Genomic DNA, 1952 nt, shown 5'->3' with positions numbered 1-1952 from the left:
GGGGTTTACGCTAATTTCCTCATGAAAATGAGTCACCCTAAAACCCTCCGTCTGGCCAAGGCATTAACTGCAAGGGTTTGCCGTAACTGATTAGCCCAAGAAACAGTAGATCGAATCTCCTCAAACTGCCTTATCTTCTACCTATCTACCTTAACCACTTTATTAATGGGCTTAATACCAGCTTGAGCTTAGGGGGTGCCGGTATAGATTGCCAGCCAAATCACCAGCGGCAAATAGATCACCGACAGCAGGTGTCCCACCATCACAATTGAGGCTACTTTTTGGGGTTCTTGATTATGGCGATCAGCCAAGATGTAATTAAATACCGCAGGGGGCAAGCCGGCAAAAATGATCAACGCGCCCTTCTGAATGGACTCCAAAGGCAATGCCCATATGACTAAATAGGCAACCAACAGGCGCAAAACAATGGAAAGTGCGGTTGCAACAACCCCAGCTTTAACATGCTCGATTTTTCCTTCGGCCAGGCGGGTACCCAGCGAGATCAACATCAGGGGAATCAAAATAGTGCTGACCATGGTGACCGAGGTATCTAGCCAATCTGGCAAAGTCATCTGAAAGTGACCGAACCACAGACCGAGACCCATCGACCATACCAAGGGGCTGGCGTAAATACTTTTGGCATCCATCTTGCCCGTCATCACTGCCGAGCCCAGCGAGAAAATCAAAATATTGGAGAGCACCATGAGAAGTACTGATGGCGCCAATCCATCTTGCCCAAATGCCAAGACCGTGAGCGGAATACCAATCGGGCCGACATTGGTAAACATGATGGACGGCAGCAAGGCTTTCGCTCCCGTTCCTGAATACTTGGCCAAAGGCAGAGCTAGTAGGCCTGAACAAACGACTATCAATACTGCCGCCAACACCAAATAACCAGCGCTTGTGAAATCCAGTGGCTTAGCTGATAAAGAGATAAAAATAAAACATGGCAATGCCAAATCAATGAGGGTGTGATTAGCACCACTCATATTGGGCTTTCTATATCGTGCATATAAGAACCCCGCGAACACAATTGCGAAGATTGGCAGGGTAATACCCAGAATGCGTAAGATCATTAGCAAATACTCATATCCATACTCATACTTATTGCTTAAGTGTTACGGCGCTGGATTATTTCAATATGGGTATATGCCATCTTGATTAAATCGCAATCCAATTGCTTAGCTTGCGCCTTATTAATCATCTCGAGCAAGATATGCCCATGCTCTGTTTTATTGCCAGCATTTAAATCTCGTAACATGGACGCCGTCATTGGTGATCCAACTGCGGTGAGCATCTCAATCGATTTGCTTTGCACACCAGCAGCGATCGTAAATCCATGGGCATCTGCAATCGCACAACACTGTGCAAACATGGTTTTAGTCAGCGCATCACCATAGGGAGTTGCAACGATCTCGCCAATAGAACCATTACATAAAGTGGTCATCCCTGCCAAGGTACTTAGGAAAGTCCACTTATCCCACAGGGCTTGCTCAATATTTTCGCTATAGACTGCATTAAAGTCCGTCTTCTGACACGACTCATAAAATGCTTTTGCCGCAGCCTCTTGACTTGGTGTGCGCGCACCAACGGTCAGAACATGCAAATCCGTTAATTGCTTTACTGCGCCTGTATCGGTAATCGTTGCTGCTATATGAGCAATACCGCCCATCACACGCTCGCGACCAAAACGCTGATCCAATTGCTCAATATGCGCTAAGCCGTTAAGGAAAGGCAAGATAAGACCTTGGCTGGAGGCCCCAGCAATAGACTGTAAAGAGTCTTCTAAATCAAAGGCTTTAGGTGCCAAGATAATGAGGTCATAGATCGGCTTTAGCTCTTGAGCGGTCACTGTTTTAGGATGCACCGTATAACTACCTTTTGGCGTCTCCACTACCAAGCCATGCTCTTGAATATGCGCTTGGCGTTTATCACGTAACAGGTAAGTGACA

General features: G+C 46.6%; 2 protein-coding genes. Both read right to left on the bottom strand.

Translation table 11 applies throughout. From position 1 onward, the window contains the following. Window positions 1-188: 188 nt before the first annotated feature. The gene (locus B7X71_RS16020) at window positions 189-1076 is read right to left on the bottom strand and encodes an AEC family transporter (RefSeq protein ID WP_293599302.1); all 888 of its coding nucleotides are present in this window, start codon (window positions 1074-1076) and stop codon (window positions 189-191) included. Window positions 1077-1111: 35 nt separating this feature from the next. Further along, window positions 1112-1952: 2-dehydropantoate 2-reductase (locus B7X71_RS16015; protein WP_293601462.1), on the bottom strand; the 841-nt coding region annotated here is incomplete at its 5' end.

It is taken from the genome of Polynucleobacter sp. 39-46-10, from assembly GCF_002282275.1.
Note: the sequence above shows the minus strand (reverse complement) of the source record. Positions and strands in the feature narration are given on the sequence as shown.

Coding starts and splice junctions, on each gene's coding strand:
- B7X71_RS16020 (WP_293599302.1), bottom strand. CDS start 1,076: ATGATCTTACGCATTCTGGGTATTACCCTGCCAATCTTCGCAATTGTG.